Raw genomic sequence first — 18,098 nt, 5'->3', positions numbered from 1 at the left:
CTCCCACAGGAGACCGGTCGAGGAGACCACTGATGATGTTGCGCTGGCTTGCCACGGTGTCGCTCTTGGTCTGCTGTGCGTCCGCTCACGCCGCACCCCCGCGCCAGGTCTTCATCGCCGGCGATTCCACCGCCAGCCACTACGGCCCCGAGCGCGCACCGCGCGAGGGTTGGGGCCAGCAGTTGCAGTCGTTCCTCGACGAGGACGCCTACGTGGTCCGCAACCATGCCCAGAGTGGACGAAGCTCACGCAGCTTCGTCGCCGAGGGCTGGTTCGACGGCATGGCGAAAGAGATGCGTGCCGGCGACGTACTGCTGATCCAGTTCGGCCACAACGACGAGAAGATCGAGGACCCGACCCGCTACAACGAGCCGCAGCGCGCGTTCCCCGCGTGGCTGATGCGCTATGTCGAACTGGCGCGCAGCAAGGGCGCCACGCCGGTCCTGGTGACGCCGGTGGCGCGCCGCAAGTTCGACCGCGGGCAACTCCTCGATACGCATGGCCTGTACGCACAGGCGGTGCGCGACCTGGCGCAGCGCGAACAGGTGGGCCTGGTCGACCTGACCACCCTCAGCATGGACTGGCTGCGCGCTGCGGGCGACGACGCCAGCAAGGCGTACTTCATGCACGTGCCCGCACAGGACCAGCAGGACGACACCCACTTCCAGCAGCGCGGCGCAGTGATGGTGGCCTGCCTGGTGGTGGCGGGCTGGAAGCAGGTCGATCCGTCGCTCGCCGCGCACGTGAAGCGCGACACCGACTGCGGCGCGCCCGGCACGGCGCTGTCAGACCGCAAGGCACAGGCGCATCCGTCATTGATCGTGCACGAGCGCGAGATCGCCATCGAGCAACCCGGTCCGCACGGTGGCGCGGGCAGCACCACGGCGTATCCGTTCTTCAAGCAAGCCCCCGCGCTCGGCTTCGAGTTCCGCAAGCGCGTGCTTCACCGCGGTGCCGGCATCGGCCTGCACCAGCACCACAAGGACGAGATCTACTACGTGCTCAGTGGCCGCGGCATCTACGAGCTGGACGGCATCGCGCGCGAGGTGCGCGCCGGTGACGCGATGCTGACCCGACCCGGCAGCACCCACGCCATCCGCCAGGAGGGCGAGGACGACCTGGTGCTGCTGATCATGTACGGGAGGAAGCAGGAGTGAGGGGAGAGGAGTGAGGAGTGAGCGGAAGCCTGCTTTTACTCACTCCTCACTCCTCCCTCACTCCTCTCTACTCACTTCTCCGCCACAGGCGCCGGTCGGTCCCAGCGTCGATAGGTCGCCGCGAGCGCACTGCGCAAGCGCCGGTACTGCGCGCTTCCCGGCTCGGCCTGCAGCCGGCCGGCGACGGCTTTCCATCCGCCTTCGTGGTCGCGCGACCACTCGCGCACGACGGCACGGCAGGGCTGCCCGACGATCTGCGCCAGCGCGCAGGCCATGTAGATGTCGCCGGCGGTCCAGTCGGGTTGCTGCTGCATGGCTTCCACGTAGGCGCGCGGCACGGCGTAGTAGCGGGCCATTTCGTCCGCGAACGCGGCGGGATAACGGCTTGCGTAGTCGTTGATGTCGGCCAGGTGCCGGTCCACCGATGCATCGCCGCTGGCAGGCGTATAGGCCGCAGCCGGGACGTCCTGCGCGGCCGCAGGCGTGCCGGGCACCCCGGCCAGGCACCACAGCAGGACAGCCATCGGCAGCGCGCGTTTCACCCTGCCATTGTGCCCCAGCATGGCCATGCCTGCCTGCACGCTCAGGCGCCGGGCGTCGCTTCGATCCTGGCCACGGCCTCCACCAGTTCGCCGGCGTTCTGCACCACATGCAGGCGCGGCGCATCGGCGGCGACGCCATGCTCGGCCTCCAGCGCCCAAGTGACGTGGTAGGGCATGTGGATGCCCCAGCCGCCCAGTGCCAGCACCGGCTCAATGTCCGAGCGCAGCGAATTGCCGACCATCGCGAAATCCAAGGGCGCCACCTCCAGCTCGCGCAGCACGCGCGCGTAGGTGGCCTGGTCCTTCTCGGACACCACCTCGATGCGGTGGAACAGGTCGGCCAGGCCGGACTGCGCGATCTTGGCTTCCTGGTGGAACAGGTCACCCTTGGTGATCAGCACGATCTCGTGGTCGGCGGCGATGCGCTCGACGGCGTCGCGGATGCCCGGCAGCAGGTCGACCGGATGCTGCAGCGTGGCGCGCCCGATCTCGATCACGCGATGCAGATCGTGCGCGCTGATGCGTTCGCCTGTCACCTGGATCGCGGTTTCCAGCATCGACAGCGTCATGCCTTTCACGCCGTAGCCGAAGATCTTCAGGTTGCGGCGTTCGACCTCCAGCAGGTGCTGGTGCGTGCGCGCGTCGGCGAGATCGACATAGGTGCCGAGGATCGCTTCGAAGTCCGCTTCCGCCTGCCGGTAGTAATCCTCGCTCTTCCAGAGCGTGTCGTCGCCGTCGAAGCCGACCCATCGGATGCGCGCCATCGGATACCGTCCTTCCCATCTTCGAAGGCCGCGAAGGATAGCAGCGACGCCTTCGTACACGAAGACGGCCGCCCTCTTCAGGGCGGCCGTGGGGTGATCGACGCGTACCGACAGTGTCGACTATCAACCGCCCGTGCTGGGCGGTGGCGTGGTGCCATCCGCGGGTGGCGGCGTGGTCTCCGGCGCGTTCGGGTTGGCCGGCGGCGGCAGCGTCGAGTCGGTGGGCGGTACTGTCGGATCCGTCGGCGTGGGGGCCGGCGGCGTCATGTTGTCGGTCGGCGGCGTGGTCTCCATCGGCTCGGGCGGGCTCGGCGGCGGGGTGTCTTCCGGTTCCGGGCCGCAGGCCGTCATCAGGCCCGCGCTCAACAGCGCCAGGCCAAGGCCCATCGTCAGTCTGTGGGTGGAAGGTTTCATGGGTTCCTCCATGCGTTCGTTCGTGGGAGAGGGCGGTGCGTCAGGGCGTTCCCTGCACATGCACGGCGTATTCTTCTGGGCTCAGGCGGCCATCGGCATCCTTGTCCAGCGTGCCGAACACCTGCGCCAGCGGCGGATCGACCGCCGCCTCGTCCTTGCTGATCGCGCCATCCGCGTTCTGGTCGAGTTCCTCGAACGTGCGCGGTGCGGTCGTGGGCGCCGCGGCAGCGGCGGCGGGCCGCTCAGTCCGCTCGGCGGCATCCTGCGCCTGCGCCAGCGGCGCGATGGCGAACGCCACTGCGATGCTCAGGCCACGCCAGGACAGCGTCTTCCGGGTCGTGCTCATGGATGCCTCCGGTGGGATGGGTGTGGGGAAGTGGAAGGGGCGGCACGAAAGGCCGCCCCTTCCGGTGGGTGACGGCGGCGCATCACGCGGCATGCGCGGCGTCATCCCGTCTGGCAGCGATGCTTACTTCTGCTGGTCGCCGTAGTTCTTGCTCACGAACGCCTTGTACTCGTCGGCGGTCAGCGAACCATCGGCGTTGGCATCGGCCTGGTCGAACACCTGGCTCAGGCCCGGGTTGGCAGCGGCTTCGTCCTTGCTGATGTTGCCGTCGGCGTTGGTGTCGACGTCCGCCCAGCCCTGCTTGGCCTGGGTGGCACCGGCATCGGTGCTCTGCGTCGGCGTGGTGGCCGAGCCCGTGGCCTGTTCGGCGCTCTGCTCTGTCTGCTGCTCCTGCATGCCGTCATCGGTCTTTTCCTGCGCGAAGGCCAGCGGCATGGCCAGCGCAGCGCTCAGGGCGACCAGGGCGATCAGCGGCTTGCGGTTGTTGTTCGTCATGTCAGTGCTCCGTTCTGTGGGAGTGCGTCCGATTGCGCACGGCCCCACCTTGCCGCCGGCGTTCTGAACGAAATTTGCGGCGCGACATGAACGTGCACGCGTGCTTAACCACGCCGAATCCGCCATCGGCTAGCCCGGTGTTAGGCGCCCGTGAGCACGGCGTCTGCGCCGCGTCCAATGCGTGATGTCGCGCAGGTTTTGGTGTTACGCATCCGTTTTTTCGGTGCTTTTCGCTGCCGCGGCGTCATCGGTTTTTTTGCTGAACCATTGCCAACCCAGCACCACGCCGGTCAACGCGCCGGCGATTTCCAGCACGACACGCGAGCCCAGACCGTCGGGATCGTGGATGCCCTGCAGGGCGATGCGCGCGTAGAGCGGCGATTCCAGGCGCGCGATGCCCAGGTAGAACATGTTCCAGATGTCCACGCCTGCACCGATGACCACGGCGGACAGGCACGACCAGCCGATCGCATGGCCCATCGACCAGCGCATCCGCACGCACAGCGCATTCCAGAACAGGAAACACAGCAGGCCGATCAGCAGCGCGATCAGCCCGGCTTCCAGCGCCCCGAGCACACCGTAGTGGAGCGGCAGGTTCATCGACCGGTGTCCATGGCAAGGGTCGAAGCCGGAATGGCGAGGCGGTGCATGCAGGAGTCCCGTGTCAGCGGGCCGCGCCCGTCGTGGCAGGGTAACCGATGCCGTGCGCGCCCCTGCGGCGGGACTGGCAAGATGGCAGGGTCTTCCCGCCGATGAGGCGTACCCCATGACACGTCTGATGCTGGTCGGTGCCACCGGCCTGGTCGGCGAGGCCGCCTTGCAACGCGCGCTCGCCTCCCCACGCGTGCAGCAGGTCGTCGCGCCCACGCGCCGGCCGCTCGCACCGCATCCGAAGCTGGTGAATCCGGTGGTGGACTTCGACACGCTGCCCGCCGACGCCGACTGGTGGCGCGTGGACGCGGTGGCCTGCGCACTGGGCACGACGATCCGCGATGCCGGCTCGCAGGACGCCTTCCGCCGGGTGGATCACGACTATCCGCTGGCGATCGCACGGCAGGCGCATGCACACGGCGCCACGACGTTCGTGCTGGTGTCGGCGATGGGGGCGGATGCGGATTCGCGCCTCTTCTACTCGCGCACCAAGGGCGAGGTGGAACAGGCGCTGGGCGCCCTAGGTTTCGCGTCGCTGACGCTGCTGCGGCCGGGACTGCTGGGCGGCGAGCGCAGGCAACATCGCGGCGGCGAACGGATTGCGTTGCGCGTGATGGGTGCGCTGGACGGGGTGCTGCCGCGGCGTTACCGCATCGTCCCCGCCGAACGGGTTGCCGATGCGCTGCTGCAGGCGGCGCTGGATGCACCGCCGGGCAGGCACGTCATTGCTTCCGAGCGCCTGCTCGCCTGAGGGTACGGGTCAGGCGCCGGGATCGTCGGCCAGCACCTGCACGCCGTCGGCGACGATGCGGTACTCCACGGCCGGCACCGCGGCGCCGGAGGTTTCCTGCGCGGTATGCCGCTGCGCGTCCGGCGACAGTTCGACCCGCGACAGCACGCCATGCACCTGGGCCTGGCCGCGCACGTCCTTGGGCACGTAGAAGTCATGGTCGCCGAGCAGCACGCGGGCGCCCTGCCCCTCGTCTTCCAGCATCACCCAGCAGCCCTTCTTCTGGCAGACGTCGACGACGCGGCCGCTGAACACCCTGGCCTGTCCCACGTGCGCGGCAGGATCGGCCAGTGCGCTGGCCAGCGGCACCACGGGGCCGGTGGGCAGGTCGGCGCCGAACTTCTCCCACTGCGCCGTATCCGATGCCAGTGCCGTGCCCGCGAAGAACAGCATTCCCGTGATCGCCCAACGACGCATGCGCCCGTCCTCTTCCGGTGTGGTGGCGATGATACGTCGCGGTCGGCGCTACTGCAGCAGGCCGTGCGGCAGCACCTGCAGGCGCGCAACGCCGGGGGTCGCCAGCACCGCCGCCGTGGCCTGCGCCAGCCGCGCCTCGTCCTCGTCGTCGATGACCAGCAGCACCTGCCCGACCTCGAGCTGCGCCTCATAGTCGCGACGGACTTCGCTGGGCACCGCCGAGCCGGCGAGCGACGCCGCCCACATGCCCACGCAGCCGCCGATCACGACGCACACGGCCACACCGGCGGGATGGATGCCGACCGCAGGTACCAGCATCGCGGCACCGCCCAGCAGCAGGCCGAGCACGGCGCCACCGACCAGGCCACGCACGGCGGCCGGCCTGAAGTCGGTCGGGGCGGCTTCCTTCTCGTGGTCGGGCACGTCACGGACTTCGGTCTCCGGACGCCCGATCAGGGCGGCATGGTCGGGGGCGATGCCCGCGCCGACGGCACGCCGCAGGGCGGCTTCGGCGACGGCGACGGAGGGGGCGCTGAATACGCGGCGGTGCTTCATGACGGGCTCCTGCCCGGCAGACGAAGGCCGGGCCACCGCCACACGCTAGGCGCGCGGCTGCGGACGCGAGGTGAAGGCGGACGCCGGCGCAGCCGACGTTGCCGCTCAGAGCGCCGGCCGCTCCGGCGCCTGCTTGCGGCCCAGCGCGCGCAGGTACAGCTCGTACAGCGCGGTGACCTTGGAGACGTATTCCTGCGTTTCGGCATAAGGTGGCACGCCGCCATAGCGCGACACCGTGCCGATGCCCGCGTTGTAGGCAGCGGCCACCAGCGTCAGGTCGCCCTTGTAGCGCTTCATCAAGAGGCCCAGGTGGCGCGCACCGGCGTCGATGGACTGGCTGGAGGAGAACGGGTCGGCCACACCGTATTCCTTCGCCACCTCCGGCATCAGCTGCATCACGCCCATCGCGCCCTTCGGCGACACCGCCTTGGCGTCGAAGTCGCTTTCCGCATGCGCCACCGCGCGAAGCCAGGCGTCGTCCACGCCGGTCCGGCGCGACGCGGCCTTGAACTCGCTCGGGTAGCGGTCCAGCCGCGGTTTGCCCACCCGGCCCAGGCCGGGATGCGCCGGCTCGCCGGGCGGGGTCTGCACGGTGAACTTCAGGTACGGCGTGGAACCGGGCAGGTTGCGGGTGGAATACACCTTCTGCCCGTCCTGCTCGCGCTCGTACAGCGTGCCGCTGAACACGCCCATCGATCCCCACAGGTTGGGCGTGCTGACGGCGTTGTCGTCGATCTCCTTGGCGGCGCACTTCGAGCCCGGCTCCGGCGCGGTCGCCAGGCTGACCGTCCCGCCCTGCACGCAGCGGTACACCGTCCGCGCGGCCGCATCCGGGCTGGCAAGGGCCAGCCCCGTCAGCAGCAGGCCGGCGGCGGCACGGAGAGGCGTCATGGGCGGCGGATTCTAGGCCCGGCAAGCTGAAGGACAGCCTGAATCACGCCGCCGGCGCCGACGGCCGGCCACCGCGCCCATCGTCCTGCTGCGCCGCAGCAGCCAAGCGCGTAAAATGCCGGCCCTCAATCACCGCACCCCCTCGGAGCACGCAATGGGCCTGGATCTGGTCAGCGCCGGCAAGAACCCGCCGGACGAAATCAACGTCATCATCGAGATCCCCAAGGATGCCGAGCCGGTGAAGTACGAAGTGGACAAGGCCAGCGGCGCGATCTTCGTCGACCGCATCCTCTCCACGCCCATGCGCTACCCCTGCAACTACGGCTACGTGCCGCACACCCTCTGCGGCGACGGCGACCCGGCCGACGTGCTGGTGGTGCTGCCGCTGCCGCTGATCCCCGGCTCGGTGATCCGCTGCCGCCCGGTCGGCGTGCTGCGCATGAGCGACGAAGCCGGCAGCGACGAGAAGCTGCTGGCCGTGCCGGTGGACAAGGTGTTCGCCGGCTACAGCCACATCAGCGACATCGACCAGGTCAGCCCGCACTGGCTGGAGCGCATCGGCCACTTCTTCGAGCACTACAAGGACCTGGAGAAGGGCAAGTGGGTCAAGCTCGACGGCTGGGGCAACGCCGCCGAAGCCAAGGCCGTGCTGGTCGACGCCATCGCCCGCCAGGCCGCGCAGCCGGAAGACGAAAAGCACAAGTTCTGAGCCCCGGCGCGGCAACGCGCTCGTGGACGAGAAGGCCGCCCTGGGCGGCCTTCTTTTTTTTGCGTCACGGGCCGGGCACAAAAAACCACGGCCCCTTGCGGGGCCGTGGTCTGGAACGACAGTGCGTGATCCCGACGGGATCAGAAGCGCTGCTGGTACTTCATGTACATGTAGCGACCGATGTCGAAGCCGCCGTAGTAGGCGAAGTCGCTGTTCGGCGAGGTGAACATCACCGGACCGCGGTGGTCGAACACGTTGTTGGCACCAATGGCGATCGTGGCATTCCACGGCGCCTTCCAGCTGAACTGCACGTCATGGAACGTGTTGGAACCGGTCTGGCGCTGAGCGGCGCCTTCGCCGTTCTGGTAACGGTCCGGGTCGTTGCAGGGACGGCCGGCGACGCAGGCTTCGTTCATGCCCGAGTAGTAGCGCGCGGTGTACGCCATGCCGAAGCTGTTCTTCTCCCAGCTCACGCCCAGGTTGGAGCGTACGCGGAAGATGCCCGGCTCGCCGACGCGGCCGATGGTGATCGGCTCGCCCGCGCTGTTCTCGCCGGCTTCGTCGTACTTGCTGACGTAGGAGCTCTGCCAGTCGATGGCGAACTGGCCGACGGACAGTTCCGGCAGGCGGTACTTGACGCCCAGGTCCCAGCCTTCCGTTTCCATCGCGCCCAGGTTGGCCAGGCCGTAGAACAGGTCGGTGATGTGGCCGTCGGCGGCGCGCACCACGCCGTTGCAGCGCGCGGCGTTGCCCAGCACGTAGCAGTCACGCAGGATGCGGTCGACGCTGTCCTCGATGATCATGTCGGTGAGCTGGTAGTTGTACCAGTCCAGCGAGATGTCCAGGCCCTGCACCCAACGCGGGCTCCACACGATGCCGACGGTGCGGCTCTCGGAGGTTTCCGGCAGCAGGTTCGGGTCCGAACCGCTGATGAACTGGTCCGGGGTCTGGCACGGATACGCCGTGCAAGGCACCAGGCCTTGGCCCAGCTGCACGTAGCCCAGCGGAACGCCCGCGCCGGAGCACGCCGCGTTGCCGTTGACGCTGTTCACCGCGCCCACGCCGCAGGGATCGGTGTACGACTCGAAGCTGCTGCCGATGCCGCCGTACAGGTCGGAGATCGTCGGCGCGCGGAAGCCTTCGGCGTAGGTGCCGCGGACCAGCAGCTCGTCCATCGGGCGCCAGGTGAAGCCGAACTTGCTGTTCAGCGTGTCACCGAAGTTGCTGTAGTCCGAGTAGCGGCTGGCCAGGTTGAAGGTCAGTTCCTTGGCGAACGCCATGTCCGACAGCACCGGGATATTGAGCTCCATGTAGACCTCGTCCAGCGAGTAATCGCCTTCGGTGGTCGTGGCCGCCAGGCCGGTGCTCTCGCCCGACTGCGCGAACGCGTCCGGCACGAAACGGCCCTGCTCGCGACGGTGCTCGACGCCCACGGCGATGCCCACTTCACCAGCCGGCAGTTCGAACAGCGAACCGGCGAGGTTGGCGGTGTAGCTGGTGGTGCGGGTGGTGCCGGTGTCGGTGTAGTACGGGAACAGGAAGCGCTGCAGGTCCGGATCGGCCAGCGAACCCTGGCCGGCCACGCCGTTCGGCAGCAGCGGGTTCCACGGGCGGCAGGCGCTCAGCGCGATCGGATCGGCCGCGGTACCGCACTGGGCGACGCCGTCGGCGTTGATGAACGACGGACCCAGCGCCTGGCGCGACGCGATCAGGCTCATGTCGCCATGACCGGTCTTGGTGGTGTTGTTGCGGTTGATCAGCGCACCGACATCCCAGTCCCAGGTCTTGCTGCCGGTCTCGAAGAAGCCCGAGAAGCCACCGGCGAAGCGGTAGGTTTCCAGCTCGCTGCGGGTGGTGCGCGGCACTTCCCACAGGCGGCGGCGGAAGTCGATGTCCGTGCCCGGCAGCGGGTTGAACGCACTGTCGCCGGAGATCGGCGTGCCGAACGCGGCCGACTGGTACGGATAGCCGGCGATCTGCTGGTCGGTGATGCGGTGGTTGTACAGGATGTCGGCGTTGAACGTGATGTTGTCGGTCACGTCGTAGTTCGAGTTCGCGAACACCGAACGACGCTCGATGCCGGTCATCAGCATCATCTGCAGGTTGGCATTGGCGTTGTACGCGGCGCTGTGCGGCACGTAGTCGGCGGCATTGGTCGGGTCGCCGCCGTCACGCAGGGTGCACCAGTCGTCAGCGCCACCCGGGCCGCAGGGACCGAACCAGGAACCGTTCTGGCTGACCGGGCTCCAACCCGAACCCGGGTAATCCGGACCGGCGTTGCCGTCCTTCGAGAACCAGCGGTCACGCGCGAACACAGGCTCCTGCTTGGAGTACTCGACCGATAGCGTGGTGCCACCGCGGTCGTTGGTCGAGCCGGTGGTGAACGAATAGGTCTGCGTCTCGCCGTCGCCTTCGCTGTACTGGCCGAAATAGGCCTCGGCTTCGGCGCCGTCGAAGCGCTTGCGGGTGATCACGTTGACCACGGCCGCGATGGCGTCCGAACCGTAGATCGCCGAGGCGCCGTCCTTCAGGATCTCGACGCGGTCGATGGCCGACATCGGGACCTGGCTCAGGTCCTGGAAGCCGGCCGTCGTCGCACCCAGGCGCTTGCCGTTGAGCAGGATCAGCGTGCGCTGCGCACCCAGGTTGCGGATGTCGATGTAGTAACCACCCACGTTCTCGCCGGAGGCCAGCGCGTCGGAGCGCGAGATCGCCGGCGAACCGGCGGACGTCAGGTTCTGCAGGATGTCGGCGACCGAGGTGAAGCCCTGCTTCTCGATGTCCTGGCGGCTCAGCGTGATGATCGGCTGCTGCGTCTCCATGTCGGCGCCGCGGATGCGCGAGCCGGTCACTTCCAGGCGGTCCAGCGTGGTCGTGCTGGAAGTCTCAGCGGTGGCTTCCTGCGCGCTGGCGAACGCCGGGATCAGTGCGATGGCGATACCGGCCGGCAGCATGCCGACCCGCATCGCACGACGCGAATTGCGGTGGTTCATTCAATCTCTCCTCAGAGGAACGTGTTGCGTTATGGGCGTGTTAAAACGCCTTGCAAACTTACGTTCCAGTCTTCAACACCGCTTTGCGGCCGACGCCCGATGACTTTGCCGAGTCTGTCCTCGACGCCAACGAGGCGGTGCGATAGCGGCTGGCGGACGTGCCGAAGCGCGCCCGGAATGCGCGCGCGAAACTGCAGCAGTTGTCGAAGCCCGACGCCGCCGCCACCTCGCCCACCATCATCGACGTGCTGCGCAGCAGGTCCGCCGCGTGTTCAAGCCGCAGGCGCGCCGCGGCCGCCTGCGGGCTTTCGTCGTACAGGCTGTAGAACGTGCGCGAGAAGTACCAGCTCGAGAAGCTGGTCAGTTCCGCCAGTTCGCTGATGCGGACCACGCGGTCGCAATTGCCTTCCAGATAGAGGCGTGCGCGTTGCAGGCGGCCGAACACCTGGCGCTTGCGCGAGCGCGAGCGGCCCGGGCAACGCTGGATGTAGCGGTCGAGTTCCTGTTGGACGGCGGCGACATGCAGCAGCAATGGACGTAGTGCGTAAGCATCGGCGCCGTCGGCGCCGCGTTCCGAAGCCGCCCGCCACAGGCGCAGCAGGGTCAGCGCGTCGCGGCGGTTCAGCCGGCCGCGACCGGAATACAGCGGCCCATCGGCGAACCGGGCCATCGCCTTCACCCCGTCGCTGCTCAGCACGATGCCCAGGCACAGCCCGTGGCGATCACTCTGGACCAGCGGCTTGGAATCGCGATCCAGTGCGATCCACTGTCCGCGCCGCAGGCGGAAACGTCCTTCCTTGGACTCGACCCAGGAGGCGCCGCGCAACTGCACCCATATCGTGAACAGGTCACCGCCCGCCTGCGCGCCCCCCAGCCGCGACACCGCGACACAGCCGCTCGATGCCGCCCCTTCCAGCGCGTCCAGCCGGACCAGCTGTCCGCGGTCGGCCCACCATGTTTGCTCCATCGGTCGTTCCACTTTGCATGACGTGTGGACGTGATGTGCCGTGTCGGGGCGGGGACAGGCAGGAAGTTTGTCGGAAATGTCGACGAAATCTTGCCGAACGCGGTTCCGATAAAGTTACGAAGGAAACTTCTTCTTGCGCGCCAAGCAGTTAGCGGAAGCCGCCACCCGTGCGCGGCGGCGCAGGATCCAGCGACAGGAAGCCGATGTCGGAGCCGTCCACGACGGCCATCGAGACGTAGGTCACACGTTCGCGCGCATGTGCGCTGAATCCGTTGACGGTGGCCAGGTGGGTGGGCTCCAGGCACCGCGGCGGTGCGTGGGCGCGCCCGACGCCGATGTGGCGCAGGCTGACGTAGCACCCGGGCAGTTGTTCGAGGTATTCGATCTGGCCATCCTCGGTCACCGTCCAGGTCCGGTAACGCTGGCTGGCGGGGCGGCTGCCATCGACCTGGCGGATGCTGGCGGCGGTCAGGTCCAGGTCCGACTGCCACAGGCCATCGCGGGCGAGCCGGGTGAACAACACCCGGCCCTGCGCCAGGTCAGGGCGCGCGAACGACACGCCTTCGATGGTGGCCAGGCGCCGCCACGGGCTGCTCCGGCGGTCGAACAGCACCAGCTGCTGGCCGTCGCCGTTCCCGGCGACCACCAGCACGTGGTCGGGGTCCGGCATGTAGGTGGCGAACAGCAGGTCCCCGGCGGGCACCGGTACCGGCAGCGGACGCAACTGGCCGCTGCCGGGTTCGAGTTCGTGCAGGCCGTAGTGGCCCCTGGCATCGGTGCCGATCGCCAGCAGCCGGCCGCTGTCCGGGGACCAGGCCGGCAGATGGCGGGATTCGGGGCGGATGCCTTCGATCAGCCGCAACGACGCAGGCCGCTCCATGTCGGCCCACCACAGCGCGTATTCGCCTGAGCGGTCGGACGTGAACGCGATCTGCCGACCATCCGGCGCCACCGACGGCAGCGAGTCGCGGCCCGAGGACGGGAACAGGCGCTGCAAGGGCCGCACCCCGCCGTCGGCGGCATCGCCAATGCGGTACAGACCGAACTGCGGCTTGCGCTGCACGAAGGCCAGCTGGTTGGCCTGCGCGGCGACGGCGGGCGCCTGGGCGTCCTCGATCCCCAGGTCGTTGAGGGTCCGTGTCGACAGGTCGAGCCGGTACAGGCGCGTGTGGCCGTCCACCCGACGGCCGAAGACGATGGCCTTGCCGTCGGAGGTCCAGTCCCATCCGCGCAGCTCCGCGCGCTGGTGGGTCAGGCGCTCGGCGCGTCCTCCGCCGGCGGGAATCCGCCACAGGTCGCCCAACGGCGTGTTGCGGATGAACGCGATCCACTGTCCGTCCGGCGAGAAGCGCGGCGCGGTATCCACGTCCTGCGCGCTGGCGCCGTAATCAAGTGCGCGCCGACGGCCGGTCGCCAGGTCGAGCAGGCGCAGCCCCGGTTCGCCGTCGCCACTCAAGGGGCTGCTGAACACCAGGCCGTTGCCGTCGGGCGTCCAGTCGAACGAGGGCCGGTTGTGCGGGTCGCATTGGCCCAGCACGCGCGGCTCGCCGCCGCTGGCCTGGACCGCCATGATGCGGCAGTCCTCACCGGGCGAGCGGCGCAGGAAGGCGATCTCGCGGCCGCTGGGCGACCACTCGGGGTTGGTGTCCCAGGCGCCTTCCGGCGGGAACGTAAGCGTGCGAGGCTGGGCCGGTTCGGTGGTCTGCACCAGGATCGCGGTGCCCGCCAGTTCCTCGGTCATGCTGGACAGGTAGGCGACCTGCGAGCCGTCCGGCGACAAGGTGGGCGACATCTCGAATCCCGGCGCCGAGGTGATCAGCCGGTACGGCCTGGCCGCCGGCAGCAACGCGGTCACCTCGTCCTGCGCGCCAAGCTGGGGGCGGCGGGCTCCCGACCACCAGAGCGCGGCCGCCATGCAGGCGATCGCCAGCACGCCCAGTCCCAGCCCCCATCGCCAGCGCCGGAACAGCAGCGCGTGGCGCGCGTCGGCGCCCACCGCCGTCGCGGGCGCCGGCTCCACCTGGACGGGCGCCGGCGCGGCGTCACTGCCGGGGTCCATCTGCTCGGCCACCGCGTTCTCGTCGGCCTCGCGCGGCAGCCATTCCACGTCCACCAGCAGGCGATAACCGCTCTTGGCGATGGTCTCGATGTAACGCGGGCCCTCCGCACGCTCACCGAAAGCCTTGCGCAGTTGCGTGACGGCCTGGGTGACCACGTCGTTGGTCGGCAACGTATCGGGCCACACGGCCGCCAGCAGCGCCTCCCGGGTGACCACCCGCCCCGGATTCTCCGCCAGCACGCGCAGCACGCCCATCGACTTCGGCGTGATGCGCGCAGGCCGGCGCGCGCCCGGTGCGTGGATTTCACGCAGCGGCACATCAACCAGGCATTCCCCCACCTTCAGGCGATCGCCTGGCGGTGGAGCGGCGGAGTCGGGGGATCTCATCGGGAGCGAATGCTGCGCTGTCGTCCAGGGTCCGTCATGTGCCTTAATGCCTGCAGCGCGTCGGGCCAAGCGATCCGGCAGATTCGGCAAAGTGCCAAGGCAGTACGGGGAAAGCGCACCGTCGCGGTGCATTTTACAGTGACCCTCGTGCTCGCCCTGAACGGGAGCATCACAGGCAACTCTCTCTCTCGCCGACGTCCTACTACACGAGCTCCAACATTCGCGCCGCAAGGCGCGAATTTTTTATCTCGCGAAGAAGCTCACTCCGCCTTGCGCGCGGGCGATTTCAGGATGGTCAGGCCGATCAGGCGCGACACCACCACGGCGATGTACATCACGCCGGCGAACTGCTCCAGCATCACCAGCGCGCGGGCCTGCGGCAGGATCGGCACCACGTCGCTCAGGCCCACGCCCGACAACAGGCTGAAGCTCAGGAACAGCAGTTCCATCCAACTGCGCGGCGATTGCGGATCCACCGCGGCGGTGAAGCTGCCCGGATACCACTGCTGGCACACCGAAAAGGCGAACGCGAAGGCCCACGCCAGCAGCGTGAAGGTCGCGCCCGCCGCGAACAGTTCGTCGCTGCTGACCGAATGGTCCTGCAGCATGTAGGCGATCAGGCTGCCGGCGGTGTAGAAGTACAGGCCGCTTTCCAGCAGATGGGCGTAGATCCACAGCGCCTGCACGTCGAAGACCGCCGCGAACACCGACAGCAGGACGGACGGAATGGCCAGCGACCACGCGACCCAGTTCACCGCTGCGCTGCGGTTGACCACCCACAGGGCCAGCGCCAGCACCAGGATGCCGAAGGCGCCGAACAGCGCGCGGCCGGCCGGCGTGTCTTCCATGACCGGGTACAGCAGAATGCCGGCCAGCTGCACGATCAGCAGGAAGGCGCAGGGGTGACGCCGCGCGGTCACCAGCCAGCGCAGCCAACGCAGAGGTGTCGTCACGCGGCGGCACTCATTTGAAGTGGTACACCAGTGCGTAATAGACCACGTAGATCCACGACAGCAGGCCATGGATCACCGCCCACAGCAGCGACTTGTTGGCGCTCCACGAAATGGTGATGGCCAGCGCCGTGCCGAAGCCGATACCGGCCTTGGCGATGCCCGGACCGCTGCCCTTCACGGCGTCGCCGCCGGCGTGCCGCTGCCGGCACGGTACGGATAGCGCAGGAAAATCTCCGCCACTGCCGCATCGATCTTCGCGCCGCGTTCTTCCGGCTTGGTGCGGCCCACGCGGCCGACCGCCACGCCGGTCCAGACCAGGCGGTTCTGCTTCGCATCCACCAGGTCCACGTTCAAGGTGCCTTCGGTGTACGTGTACACGTCGGTGCGGTCGCGCCAGTACGGCACCGACACATAGCGGCGCGCGCGGTAGCTGTAGTAATAGTCGTAATCGACCTCCGGCGTGTTCACCACGTCGGTCTTTTCCTGCATGTAAGCGTTGAGGTTCACCCACAGGTCGGGCGAGGTCTCGTCGTAGACATAACCGCGCGATTCCATCTGCCTGCGCGCGGCGTCCTTGGTGCGGCCGCTGGTCAGCGTGGCATACCCCTGCCCTTCGATCGCCAGTGGCGAATAGAAAGCGAAGCTGCGGTACTGGCCGAAGTTGGCGGACGGGTCCACGTCACTGGTGACGCGCGGACCGGTGGCGCAAGCGGCGAGTAGAAGGACACCGGCGGCCAGCATCCAGCGGCCGGCATTGCGGGCGAATCGGGCCATGATCGTTCTCCTGTCGGGGACGCCGCCATGATGGCGCACGTCCCGTGAACACTACGCGTGCCGGCCCCGGCCGGATGCGTCCCGCCCGGCCGGATCAGCCCTGACGATACACCTGCGCACCTTGCGCCAGGAACTCCGCCGACTTCTCCGCCATGCCGGCCTCCAGCGCCGCCTGCTCCTCCACCCCATGCTCGGCGGCGTAGTCGCGCACATCCTGGGTGATCTTCATCGAGCAGAAATGCGGCCCGCACATGGAACAGAAGTGCGCCAGCTTGTGCGCGTCCTTCGGCAGCGTCTCGTCATGGAATTCCTTGGCCTTTTCCGGATCCAGGCCGAGGTGGAACTGGTCCTCCCAGCGGAATTCGAAGCGCGCCTTGCTCAATGCGTTGTCGCGCACCTGCGCACCGGGATGGCCCTTGGCCAGGTCGGCCGCATGCGCCGCGATCTTGTACGCCATGATGCCGTCGCGCACGTCCTGGCGGTTGGGCAGGCCCAGGTGTTCCTTCGGCGTGACGTAGCAGAGCATCGCCGTGCCGTACCAGCCGATCATCGCCGCGCCGATCGCGCTGGTGATGTGGTCGTAGCCGGGCGCGATGTCGGTGGTCAGCGGGCCGAGCGTATAGAACGGCGCCTCGCCGCACTCGCGCAGCTGCTTGTCCATGTTCTCCTTGATCAGCTGCATCGGCACGTGGCCGGGGCCTTCGATCATGCACTGCACGTCGTGCTTCCACGCGATCTTGGTCAGCTCGCCCAGCGCTTCCAGTTCACCGAACTGCGCGGCGTCGTTGGCATCGGCGATGCAGCCCGGACGCAAGCCATCGCCCAGCGAGAAGGCCACGTCGTAGGCCTTCATGATCTCGCAGATGTCCTCGAAGTGCGTGTAGAGGAAGTTCTCCTTGTGGTGCGCCAGGCACCACTTGGCCATGATCGAACCGCCACGCGAGACAATGCCGGTCACCCGCTTGGCCGTCAGCGGCACGTGGCGCAGCAGCACGCCGGCGTGGATGGTGAAGTAGTCCACGCCCTGCTCGGCCTGCTCGATCAGCGTGTCGCGGAAGATCTCCCAGGTCAGCGCCTCGGCACGGCCGTCGACCTTTTCCAGCGCCTGGTAGATCGGCACCGTGCCGATCGGCACCGGCGAGTTGCGGATGATCCACTCGCGCGTTTCGTGGATGTGCTTGCCGGTGGACAAGTCCATCACCGTGTCGCCGCCCCAGCGGATCGACCACACCAGCTTCTCCACTTCCTCGGCGATGCCGGACGATACCGCGGAGTTGCCGATATTGGCGTTGATCTTGGTCAGGAAGTTGCGGCCGATGATCATCGGCTCGCTTTCCGGGTGGTTGATGTTGTTGGGCAGGATGGCGCGGCCGCGCGCGATCTCGTCGCGCACGAATTCCGGCGTGATGAACTTCTGGATGCTGGCGCCGAACGCCTCGCCAGGATGCTGCTTCAGCAGCATCGCATCGCGCACCGCATCCAGCCGCTGGTTCTCGCGGATGGCCACGTATTCCATCTCCGGCGTGACGATGCCGCGCCGGGCGTAGTGCATCTGGCTGACGTTGGCGCCGGCCTTGGCGCGGCGCGGCAGGATGCGGCCCGGGAAGCGCACGCTGTCGAGCTTGGCGTTGGTCTCGCGCGAACGGCCGAACTCGGAGCTGAGCGCCGGCAACTGTTCGGTGTCGCCGCGCTCCTCGATCCACTTCGCACGCAGCGCCGGCAGGCCGGCGGCCAGGTCGATGGTCGCGGCCGGATCGGTATACGGACCGGAGGTGTCGTAGACGGTGACCGGCGGATTGTCTTCGCCGCCGAAGATGGTGGGCGTCTGGGTCAGCGCGATCTCGCGCATCGGCACCTGCAGGTCGGCGCGCGAGCCCTGCACGAAGATCTTGCGCGAGCCGGGGATCGGCCGGGTCACGGATTCGGAAAGTTGCCCGGTCTGCTGCAGCAGATCGGTGGCGGGCTTGGGAATGGCATTCATCGGCATCGTCCTTTTGAATCCCCGCACCTGGATGTGCGGGCTCTTGCGAGGGATTCGCATAATGCGACGCGAGGGAATCGCATCACGGACGAAGCGGCGGCGCGGCGACGGACGGATGGCGGGCCCACGAGGGACGACACGGCAACACGGCGCAGCCTGCGAAGCTTCCCTACGCCGGTCTCAACCGGATCAGGTTCGAAGGGTCTGTCTCAATCACCGGCCCGGCCGGCGATACCCCCGCTTCGGGGCGAAT

At 68.2% G+C, this 18,098-nt stretch carries 19 protein-coding genes and 1 riboswitch; of the genes, 3 read left to right on the top strand and 16 right to left on the bottom strand.

Annotated features, from left to right (window positions below):
* Window positions 1-32 precede the first annotated feature (32 nt).
* The gene (locus MMG85_RS07330; RefSeq protein ID WP_241045446.1) at window positions 33-1,157 is read left to right on the top strand and encodes a GDSL-type esterase/lipase family protein; all 1,125 of its coding nucleotides are present in this window, start codon (window positions 33-35) and stop codon (window positions 1,155-1,157) included.
* Window positions 1,158-1,228: 71 nt separating this feature from the next.
* Here MMG85_RS07330 and MMG85_RS07325 read toward each other — a convergent pair whose 3' ends face one another.
* The 6 genes from MMG85_RS07325 to MMG85_RS07300 all read right to left on the bottom strand — a co-directional run bounded on the left by MMG85_RS07325 (window position 1,229) and on the right by MMG85_RS07300 (window position 4,318).
* On the bottom strand, window positions 1,229-1,699 hold the full coding sequence (locus tag MMG85_RS07325; RefSeq protein WP_241045445.1) for a hypothetical protein: 471 nt from the start codon (window positions 1,697-1,699) through the stop codon (window positions 1,229-1,231).
* Between the two features lie 41 nt (window positions 1,700-1,740).
* A complete protein-coding gene (locus MMG85_RS07320) occupies window positions 1,741-2,463 on the bottom strand; it encodes an HAD family hydrolase (RefSeq protein WP_241045444.1) in 723 nt (240 codons plus the stop codon).
* A 123-nt stretch (window positions 2,464-2,586) separates the two neighbouring features.
* Window positions 2,587-2,877, bottom strand: coding sequence for a hypothetical protein (locus tag MMG85_RS07315; protein ID WP_241045443.1), 291 nt, complete (start codon window positions 2,875-2,877; stop codon window positions 2,587-2,589).
* A gap of 40 nt (window positions 2,878-2,917) precedes the next feature.
* A complete protein-coding gene (locus MMG85_RS07310) occupies window positions 2,918-3,223 on the bottom strand; it encodes a hypothetical protein (RefSeq protein WP_241045442.1) in 306 nt (101 codons plus the stop codon).
* Window positions 3,224-3,346: 123 nt separating this feature from the next.
* A complete protein-coding gene (locus MMG85_RS07305; RefSeq protein WP_241045441.1) occupies window positions 3,347-3,718 on the bottom strand; it encodes an EF-hand domain-containing protein in 372 nt (123 codons plus the stop codon).
* A gap of 204 nt (window positions 3,719-3,922) precedes the next feature.
* Window positions 3,923-4,318: a hypothetical protein gene (locus MMG85_RS07300; RefSeq protein ID WP_241045440.1), complete on the bottom strand. Its 396-nt coding sequence runs from the start codon at window positions 4,316-4,318 to the stop codon at window positions 3,923-3,925.
* 166 nt (window positions 4,319-4,484) lie between these two features.
* On the opposite strand from MMG85_RS07300, the gene MMG85_RS07295 reads away from it, so the two are divergent.
* Window positions 4,485-5,120 carry an NAD(P)H-binding protein gene (locus tag MMG85_RS07295; RefSeq protein ID WP_241045439.1) on the top strand — a complete coding sequence of 212 codons (636 nt, stop codon included), beginning with the start codon at window positions 4,485-4,487 and terminating at the stop codon, window positions 5,118-5,120.
* A 9-nt stretch (window positions 5,121-5,129) separates the two neighbouring features.
* On the opposite strand, the gene MMG85_RS07290 is transcribed toward MMG85_RS07295, so the two are convergent.
* The 3 genes from MMG85_RS07290 to MMG85_RS07280 all read right to left on the bottom strand — a co-directional run bounded on the left by MMG85_RS07290 (window position 5,130) and on the right by MMG85_RS07280 (window position 7,022).
* On the bottom strand, window positions 5,130-5,576 hold the full coding sequence (locus MMG85_RS07290; protein ID WP_241045438.1) for a DUF4920 domain-containing protein: 447 nt from the start codon (window positions 5,574-5,576) through the stop codon (window positions 5,130-5,132).
* Window positions 5,577-5,624: 48 nt separating this feature from the next.
* Entirely contained in the window at window positions 5,625-6,131 is a 507-nt protein-coding gene (locus MMG85_RS07285; protein ID WP_241045437.1) for a hypothetical protein, read from the bottom strand.
* A gap of 105 nt (window positions 6,132-6,236) precedes the next feature.
* Complete coding sequence (locus MMG85_RS07280) at window positions 6,237-7,022, bottom strand: lytic transglycosylase domain-containing protein (protein WP_241045436.1); 786 nt, start codon at window positions 7,020-7,022, stop codon at window positions 6,237-6,239.
* A 154-nt stretch (window positions 7,023-7,176) separates the two neighbouring features.
* Here MMG85_RS07280 and ppa point away from each other — a divergent pair, with 154 nt between their 5' ends.
* A complete protein-coding gene (ppa, locus tag MMG85_RS07275) occupies window positions 7,177-7,731 on the top strand; it encodes an inorganic diphosphatase (protein WP_055937232.1) in 555 nt (184 codons plus the stop codon).
* 140 nt (window positions 7,732-7,871) lie between these two features.
* Here the strand turns inward: ppa and MMG85_RS07270 are convergent, their stop codons facing one another.
* The 7 genes from MMG85_RS07270 to thiC all read right to left on the bottom strand — a co-directional run bounded on the left by MMG85_RS07270 (window position 7,872) and on the right by thiC (window position 17,845).
* Window positions 7,872-10,724: a TonB-dependent receptor gene (locus MMG85_RS07270; RefSeq protein ID WP_241045435.1), complete on the bottom strand. Its 2,853-nt coding sequence runs from the start codon at window positions 10,722-10,724 to the stop codon at window positions 7,872-7,874.
* A gap of 58 nt (window positions 10,725-10,782) precedes the next feature.
* Window positions 10,783-11,691: a helix-turn-helix domain-containing protein gene (locus MMG85_RS07265; RefSeq protein WP_241045434.1), complete on the bottom strand. Its 909-nt coding sequence runs from the start codon at window positions 11,689-11,691 to the stop codon at window positions 10,783-10,785.
* A 148-nt stretch (window positions 11,692-11,839) separates the two neighbouring features.
* A complete protein-coding gene (locus MMG85_RS07260) occupies window positions 11,840-14,137 on the bottom strand; it encodes a winged helix-turn-helix domain-containing protein (RefSeq protein ID WP_241045433.1) in 2,298 nt (765 codons plus the stop codon).
* A gap of 260 nt (window positions 14,138-14,397) precedes the next feature.
* Window positions 14,398-15,090 (bottom strand): ion channel, encoded by a 693-nt coding sequence (locus MMG85_RS07255; RefSeq protein ID WP_241045432.1) that lies wholly within the window; start codon window positions 15,088-15,090, stop codon window positions 14,398-14,400.
* 10 nt (window positions 15,091-15,100) lie between these two features.
* On the bottom strand, window positions 15,101-15,268 hold the full coding sequence (locus MMG85_RS07250; RefSeq protein ID WP_200947390.1) for a hypothetical protein: 168 nt from the start codon (window positions 15,266-15,268) through the stop codon (window positions 15,101-15,103).
* Window positions 15,265-15,864, bottom strand: coding sequence for a DUF4136 domain-containing protein (locus MMG85_RS07245; protein WP_241045431.1), 600 nt, complete (start codon window positions 15,862-15,864; stop codon window positions 15,265-15,267). The genes MMG85_RS07250 and MMG85_RS07245 overlap by 4 nt, the downstream gene beginning before the upstream one ends.
* A 94-nt stretch (window positions 15,865-15,958) precedes the next feature.
* Entirely contained in the window at window positions 15,959-17,845 is a 1,887-nt protein-coding gene (thiC, locus tag MMG85_RS07240) for a phosphomethylpyrimidine synthase ThiC (protein ID WP_241045430.1), read from the bottom strand.
* A 148-nt stretch (window positions 17,846-17,993) separates the two neighbouring features.
* A riboswitch (TPP riboswitch) is annotated at window positions 17,994-18,094 on the bottom strand.
* Window positions 18,095-18,098: the final 4 nt, after the last annotated feature.

It is taken from the genome of Pseudoxanthomonas sp. LH2527, from assembly GCF_022539275.1.
GTDB lineage: Bacteria > Pseudomonadota > Gammaproteobacteria > Xanthomonadales > Xanthomonadaceae > Pseudoxanthomonas_A.
This window is presented reverse-complemented; position numbering and strand designations above follow the sequence as displayed.

What these genes read in the sequence shown, in the direction of transcription:
- MMG85_RS07330 (WP_241045446.1), top strand. Translation starts at nt 33, where the DNA reads ATGATGTTGCGCTGGCTTGCCACGGTGTCGCTCTTGGTCTGCTGTGCG.
- MMG85_RS07320 (WP_241045444.1), bottom strand. Translation starts at nt 2,463, where the DNA reads ATGGCGCGCATCCGATGGGTCGGCTTCGACGGCGACGACACGCTCTGG.
- MMG85_RS07315 (WP_241045443.1), bottom strand. Translation starts at nt 2,877, where the DNA reads ATGAAACCTTCCACCCACAGACTGACGATGGGCCTTGGCCTGGCGCTG.
- MMG85_RS07310 (WP_241045442.1), bottom strand. Translation starts at nt 3,223, where the DNA reads ATGAGCACGACCCGGAAGACGCTGTCCTGGCGTGGCCTGAGCATCGCA.
- MMG85_RS07305 (WP_241045441.1), bottom strand. Translation starts at nt 3,718, where the DNA reads ATGACGAACAACAACCGCAAGCCGCTGATCGCCCTGGTCGCCCTGAGC.
- MMG85_RS07300 (WP_241045440.1), bottom strand. Translation starts at nt 4,318, where the DNA reads ATGAACCTGCCGCTCCACTACGGTGTGCTCGGGGCGCTGGAAGCCGGG.
- MMG85_RS07295 (WP_241045439.1), top strand. Translation starts at nt 4,485, where the DNA reads ATGACACGTCTGATGCTGGTCGGTGCCACCGGCCTGGTCGGCGAGGCC.
- MMG85_RS07290 (WP_241045438.1), bottom strand. Translation starts at nt 5,576, where the DNA reads ATGCGTCGTTGGGCGATCACGGGAATGCTGTTCTTCGCGGGCACGGCA.
- MMG85_RS07285 (WP_241045437.1), bottom strand. Translation starts at nt 6,131, where the DNA reads ATGAAGCACCGCCGCGTATTCAGCGCCCCCTCCGTCGCCGTCGCCGAA.
- MMG85_RS07280 (WP_241045436.1), bottom strand. Translation starts at nt 7,022, where the DNA reads ATGACGCCTCTCCGTGCCGCCGCCGGCCTGCTGCTGACGGGGCTGGCC.
- ppa (WP_055937232.1), top strand. Translation starts at nt 7,177, where the DNA reads ATGGGCCTGGATCTGGTCAGCGCCGGCAAGAACCCGCCGGACGAAATC.
- MMG85_RS07270 (WP_241045435.1), bottom strand. Translation starts at nt 10,724, where the DNA reads ATGAACCACCGCAATTCGCGTCGTGCGATGCGGGTCGGCATGCTGCCG.
- MMG85_RS07265 (WP_241045434.1), bottom strand. Translation starts at nt 11,691, where the DNA reads ATGGAGCAAACATGGTGGGCCGACCGCGGACAGCTGGTCCGGCTGGAC.
- MMG85_RS07260 (WP_241045433.1), bottom strand. Translation starts at nt 14,137, where the DNA reads ATGAGATCCCCCGACTCCGCCGCTCCACCGCCAGGCGATCGCCTGAAG.
- MMG85_RS07245 (WP_241045431.1), bottom strand. Translation starts at nt 15,864, where the DNA reads ATGGCCCGATTCGCCCGCAATGCCGGCCGCTGGATGCTGGCCGCCGGT.
- thiC (WP_241045430.1), bottom strand. Translation starts at nt 17,845, where the DNA reads ATGAATGCCATTCCCAAGCCCGCCACCGATCTGCTGCAGCAGACCGGG.